Here is a 6,113-nt window from a genome sequence, read left to right on the forward strand (position 1 = left end):
ACGGATGGGCACCAATTTAATTTAATATGGAGAATTGCTATGAATTTAGTTTTTTTTATACTATTAATTTTGATTTCATTTATTGTCGTAAGAATTGGTGGAATCGCCTTCAAACTAACCGGCTTGGACTGGTCTGTTGCAAAATTTCAGGCATTATCATGTTTCACGGGGACAGGTTTTACTACCAAAGAATCCGAAGTTATCACTAAAAGTTCGCAAAGAAGGCGAATAGCAAGTTACTTAATGATGCTTGGGCATGCAGGATTAGTTACATTAATTGCCACGTTTGCAAATTCATTTCGCGAAATCACTCATTGGCATATTTCTTTAATCAATCTATTTATAATTATAATATCCGTTTTTCTAATCAATGCTTTTTTTTCCACCTCCAAACTTGGTAAAAAACTTTCCGCTAAATTCGAGATATTTCTTATTAAACATAATCTCGTTAGACCTGTTTATTTTCAAGAACTTATTTCCGTACCAGAGGGTTTTGGCATAGCCAGTTTAGAAATAAGTGAAAAAAACAGAATTGATGAAAAGACCATCGAAGAATTTGGAAAAGTTTTCCCCAAATTAAAAATAATCGCTCTTATTAGAGCCAACATTTGGAAAGAAAATCCCATTCCGGACACAGAAATATTGGAAAATGACATCATTATTTGTTATGGTAATTTAAAAAAGATAAAAAAAATAATCTACAAACACAAGCCCAAAAAATATAATTTGCAAGATATAATTCACAAGCATAAAAAATCTAAAAAGGATTAGAAATTCAAATCTCTAAAAAACACTTATAATTTATTAAAAATTTGTGCATATATTTAGATCAATCTCATATCTTGTTTTCACTTTTGGGGTTAAAACCCCGGATTTGGTTTGGTTTCCTTTTTCCACGAGATAAATCCTCGTGGCTATTCAGATTAAATCCGTTTATATTTTTTTGAATTGCTACATTTTTTTATCGCATTAAAATCAATTTTTCCGCTTGATAATCTTTTCCTTCGATCTGGATCTTGCAAAAATATATACCCGAATTTACCGTAGATTGCTGTTCGTTTTTCCCATTCCACAAAAAATTTAATTTTCCGGAATAATAACTAATCGGGGACAGAGATCTTACTTTCTGCCCTTTAATATTAAATATTTGAATTCGTGCATTCTCAACTTCGATATTATTCGAGCCAAGTTCCAGCGAAATATTAACTGAATTTGCGAATGGATTCGGGAAAATATTAACGCTTGAAAAAGAAAAATGCTCATTATCTACCTTGTTCACAAAAACTTCATTTGAAATTACAGAATGCAAACCATCTGAAAAGGCTGCAAAAACAGGATCAGTTCCAATTTCATCGAGAGAAATAGTTCTGATAAAAAGGCTACCATCATCATAAATATGATCTGCTGAAGATAAACTATATTCCGAATTATTTCCCGTAACCAATTTTCGTACAGTCGGAAGATTATTTGAAGCGTCTGTATATAAAATGCTAAATGTTACTTCATTACCTGTCTGCAAATACGTGAGTTCGGATAGTTCGGGAACAGTTGTATCTCCATTCGCCACTTGTCTAATTTGGGGAAAGTAAAAACACGGATCACTCAAATCGTTCAAAACGATTTCAGGTTGAGTTCCATCCAATCCAATAGTAATAAAAGCCACACCACAAAAAATACTTCCGCTAATATTGGGCCACTGCCCGAAATCCGGGTCAGTCGTTAGATCTTCGATATTAATAGCAAGTTGCAGTTTGCCGTCCACTACTTCATGCTCAACTTCTCCAATCTGCGAAAAGGTTGAATCCAAAATGTTTCCTTTATATAAGCCGGCAGACAATCCTGGAAAAAAGTTTGGAATCTCGGGTACATCAGCGTAAACGATTGCATAGAGCGAAGAATCTACAGATTCAGGATTTCGCAAAGCGATGCTGTAGATATACCAAGGAGGCAAAAAAGGTAACATTCCACCATAGGTTTTCCACTCATCATCGTCATTAGTCAATTGAAAATAGAATTTATCTTCGGAGAAAGAACCGGAGAATCGGATTAAATCCAAAAATGGGTCAGAGGATGCCCCTTGAGCGTCTCCCAAAGAATCGGGACAAATTTCTGTGAAATAGTTTTCCGCGACCGGAAAAGAATTGGATAGATTTTTCGCACACATGGAGAAAAATATTTTATCTGCCAAGGTATCCAATCCGGTTGCATAATAAGTTCTGAATCCGTAAAAATTATCCTCCGCAGAACTCACCAAAAAACTGTCTGCTAAAGTAAATTGATATCCGACTTCGTCCATATTTATCATTTCTTCTTCAAACCAATTTTGTGCTCCATCGGTTGAATAGAATATCTCGGTTGTAGCCGAATCAAGCACAGAAGTGGATAAATCCACATTTACAATCATCTCGGAATCAACTTGGGCTACCGAATTACAAACATTTTGCCAGAGATTTAGTTCCTGCGAAAATAAATTAGCTGTAAATAGCGTGGTAACTATCAAAATAAATATTTTCAAACGCATGATTACCTCTTTTCAATTATTTTATTATCAACTTATTTTTGTTTTCATTAACTAATGTCAAATTTTATGAGAACATAATTTTCATTCTTTTCTAAAAACAGCGAAATGCACCTTCAATTTCTCAAAAACCTTGACTTAAAAAGTGGTGAACCTCCAATTGCTCAAATTATAAAAATAAAGAGAGCTATGAAAAATATTTTGATTACCGGTGGAGCTGGTTTTATAGGGAGTAACTTTATCAGATATTTGATAAATGAGAGCGATTATGCTGGAAATATTATCAACATTGACAAACTGACTTATGCCGGAAATCAAGACAATCTCCTTGATATTGAAAAAACTTTGTCGGATGGAACCGAGTTCAACCGGAAAAGGGGCGAATATTTTTTTGAGCAGATTGATATTTGTAATTTCCAAAAACTGGAAACCGTTTTCGAGAAACATCAGCCCGATTGCATCGTTCACTTCGCTGCAGAATCACACGTAGATCGCTCAATCTCCAGTCCTCGCCCTTTTATTATGTCAAATATTTTGGGCACTTTCAATCTGTTGGAATTGTGCAGAAAGAATTGGAAGAACAAATCCGATAAACTTTTCCATCACATTTCTACCGATGAGGTTTATGGCAGTTTGGAAGAGCCTAATTCAGCCAAAGAAAATTCTCCCTATAACCCAAGAAGCCCATATTCCGCCTCAAAAGCATCTTCCGATCATCTTGTTATGTCCTATTTCCACACTTTCGGAATTCCGGTTACAATTTCAAACTGCTCAAATAATTACGGACCTTTTCAGCATGCGGAAAAATTTATTCCCAGAATGATAATCAACATGTTGCACGAAAAATCGCTTCCGGTTTATGGTGATGGAAAAAATATCCGCGACTGGCTATTTGTGGAAGACCACTGTGATGCTATCCGGAAAATCATCCATAAAGGAAAAACGGGAGAAAAGTATAATATCGGCGCTGAAAATGAGTGGAGTAATATTGATCTGCTCAATCTACTTTGCGAAATTGTTGCAAAAAAAACCGATAAGCCCAAAGATTTTTACAAACATTTGATTCATTTTACGAAAGACCGACCCGGGCATGATAAACGCTATTCCCTGAATTGTAAAAAAATAAAAGAGAAAATTGGCTGGTCTGTTTCCACTGATTTTCGGGATGGATTGGAGAAGACGGTGGATTGGTATTTGCGAAAATATAATTTTTTTTAAGCTAAAGCTTAAAAATTATCCTTTAGTTTTGTGGCAAAAAATCAAATGAAAAAAGTTAGTGTAATTATTCCAACCTATAATTGCCCCTATCTTGGAGAAGCAATAGAAAGTGTTCTAACTCAAACTTATAAGAATATTGAAATCATTATTGTAGATGATGGGACTACCAACAACCTAAAAATATCGCTGGAAAAATACAAAAATCGGATCAAATATTTATATCAGGAAAACAGTGGTCCCGCAGCCGCCCGTAATCTCGGAATGAAGAATGCAACCGGAGATTACATTGCCTTTCTTGACGCCGACGATATTTGGCTTCCTGAAAAGGTGGAAAAACAGCTCGCTATATTTGAAGAAAATTCCGATTTTGGTTTTGCTTATTGCGACAACTATTTCATCACCAAAACCGGTAAAACCATCGAAAATTATATCCGAAAAGTAAAATTGGTCAAAGGTGATATTTTACTCGATTTTTTTTTGGACTTCTTTTTAATAACTTCCGGAATTATCCTAAAAAGAGAATGTTTGGAAAAAACAGGATTATTTGATGAGCAATTACCCGTTGGAGAAGATTTTGAATTTTTTTTGAGATTATGCAGGCATTATAAAGCCGGGGTTGTTAAAAAAAAATTGTACAACCGCCGAGTCTGGCAGGAAAGCCTCAGCAAGCAGGATTATGAATTAAACAAGAAAATTGACATAGAAACGTTGAAAAAATTTATTTCGGTTAATCCTGCTTTTTATAAAAAATATAGAAAGGTAATTAGGAAAAGAATGGCGGATTTGTATTTTAAATTTGGATATGCGTATCGGATGCATGGAGAAAACTTGAAGGCGTATTTTCAGTTTGTTAATTCATTGAAATGTGGTTTTAATTTTAAGGCTTTTAAGAATGTGGTTTTGTGTTTGGTGCCTTGTGGATTTAGAAGACAATAAGTGATAAAGAAAAATGAAAAGAGAAAAAATATGAATTCTATAAATTTATCTCAGATTGAAAAAAATATTAATTTATTATCCCGAGCAGATCAATTACTGTTAATTGAACGGATTATTCATCGTTGGCGACAAAGAGGTATCAAGAAATCCCGATTAAATCTGGATTTTGAACAACAAATTACTGCTATGGCAGCAGATAATGAAATTCAAAAGGAGTTGCAGAAGATTCATGAAGACTTTATTGATACTGAAATGGATGGATTGGAGACAATATAATGGCAATTCAGCGGGGGGAAATTTATTTTGTGAACTTGAACCCAACCAAAGGCAGAGAACAAGCAGGTAATCGTCCGGTATTAGTTTTATCTAATAATGCGATTAATAAGCTTCCTCTTGTAGTAACAGTGGTTGTAGGAACGAAAGGGGAGAATATCTCACGTGATTATCCGACCAATGTCCGCATATCTTCTTCAGATAGTGGGTTATCATTGGAAACTGTGTTTTTATGTTTTCAACTCCGTTCATTAGATTCAAATAGATTTCCAAAAAGCCCTGCAGGAAAAGTTTCTTATGAGATACTTACGAGAATTGAAGATGCAGTTCGTAATTGTCTTGATTTATAAAATAATTTCTTATAAATTCATAAAAAATATGTAAAAAAATGAAAAGAGAAAAAATATTGCAGGTATTAAAGAAATTTAGAGGAAAAAATTCTGTATCTGCAAATATAGAATATTTTCCACTTGGCGAACTAGTTCGATATTTGCCGTTTTTTCCTGAATTCTGATTAGAGCAAACTGAAAATAACACGAAACAAAAAACATGAATGACTTAGTAAATGGAAAGAATTTAGATGAACTTCTTCAATTAGGAGAGGGTCAGTATATAGAATTCAAAGAATCTCCTGATAAAAGCCTCTCCAAAGAAATCGTTGCATTTGCTAATGCTTCGGGTGGAATTGTGTATCTTGGTGTATCTGATGTTGGAAAAATGAAGGGTATAACTATTACAAACAAGCTGAAATCCAGGATTCAGGATATTGCTCATAATTGTGATCCATCTATAATATTAGTGTTAACAGAAGTTAAAAATATTTTAGCTATAGAAATAAGAGAAGGAAATAATAAACCTTATTCTTGCTCATCTGGTTTCTTTATGAGAATGGGAGCAAACTCGCAAAAAATGAGTAGAAATGAGATTTTAGCACTCGCTATAAGATCCGGTAAAATTCGCTTTGATGAACAAATCTGTCCGAATTTTGATTGGAGAGACTTTGATGAAGATAAATTTGAATATTATTTGAAACTTGCAAATATCTCTAACAGTCTTCCTAGAAATGAAATACTGAAAAATCTACGAATACTGACCAATGAAGGTTTTACAAATGCCGGAGTTCTGTATTTTGCAAAAAAACCATATAAATATATCATCAGTTCAAAAA

General features: G+C 34.0%; 7 protein-coding genes. 6 read left to right on the plus strand and 1 reads right to left on the minus strand.

The annotated features are described in order from the left end of the window. The first annotated feature begins 39 nt into the window (after window positions 1–39). Window positions 40–771 (plus strand): hypothetical protein, encoded by a 732-nt coding sequence (locus tag U9P79_05340; GenBank protein ID MEA2104052.1) that lies wholly within the window; start codon window positions 40–42, stop codon window positions 769–771. Window positions 772–961: 190 nt separating this feature from the next. Here U9P79_05340 and U9P79_05345 read toward each other — a convergent pair whose 3' ends face one another. Further along, window positions 962–2,521, minus strand: a complete 1,560-nt coding sequence (locus U9P79_05345) for a T9SS type A sorting domain-containing protein (protein MEA2104053.1) — start codon at window positions 2,519–2,521, stop codon at window positions 962–964. 186 nt (window positions 2,522–2,707) lie between these two features. Between U9P79_05345 and rfbB the strand changes: the two genes are divergently transcribed. The 5 genes from rfbB to U9P79_05370 form a co-directional block, all read left to right on the plus strand. Then, window positions 2,708–3,736: a dTDP-glucose 4,6-dehydratase gene (rfbB, locus tag U9P79_05350; GenBank protein MEA2104054.1), complete on the plus strand. Its 1,029-nt coding sequence runs from the start codon at window positions 2,708–2,710 to the stop codon at window positions 3,734–3,736. A gap of 45 nt (window positions 3,737–3,781) precedes the next feature. Next, window positions 3,782–4,672: a glycosyltransferase family A protein gene (locus U9P79_05355; protein ID MEA2104055.1), complete on the plus strand. Its 891-nt coding sequence runs from the start codon at window positions 3,782–3,784 to the stop codon at window positions 4,670–4,672. Beyond that, a complete protein-coding gene (locus tag U9P79_05360; GenBank protein MEA2104056.1) occupies window positions 4,673–4,948 on the plus strand; it encodes a hypothetical protein in 276 nt (91 codons plus the stop codon). Then, entirely contained in the window at window positions 4,948–5,295 is a 348-nt protein-coding gene (locus U9P79_05365; GenBank protein MEA2104057.1) for a type II toxin-antitoxin system PemK/MazF family toxin, read from the plus strand. The genes U9P79_05360 and U9P79_05365 overlap by 1 nt, the downstream gene beginning before the upstream one ends. Before the next feature lie 199 nt (window positions 5,296–5,494). After that, the coding region (locus tag U9P79_05370) for a putative DNA binding domain-containing protein (GenBank protein MEA2104058.1) at window positions 5,495–6,113 on the plus strand (619 nt) is incomplete at its 3' end.

It is taken from the genome of Candidatus Cloacimonadota bacterium, assembly GCA_034661015.1.
Classification (GTDB): domain Bacteria; phylum Cloacimonadota; class Cloacimonadia; order JGIOTU-2; family JGIOTU-2; genus JAYEKN01.

Coding starts and splice junctions, on each gene's coding strand:
- U9P79_05340 (MEA2104052.1), top strand. CDS start 40: ATGAATTTAGTTTTTTTTATACTATTAATTTTGATTTCATTTATTGTC.
- U9P79_05345 (MEA2104053.1), bottom strand. CDS start 2,521: ATGCGTTTGAAAATATTTATTTTGATAGTTACCACGCTATTTACAGCT.
- rfbB (MEA2104054.1), top strand. CDS start 2,708: ATGAAAAATATTTTGATTACCGGTGGAGCTGGTTTTATAGGGAGTAAC.
- U9P79_05355 (MEA2104055.1), top strand. CDS start 3,782: ATGAAAAAAGTTAGTGTAATTATTCCAACCTATAATTGCCCCTATCTT.
- U9P79_05365 (MEA2104057.1), top strand. CDS start 4,948: ATGGCAATTCAGCGGGGGGAAATTTATTTTGTGAACTTGAACCCAACC.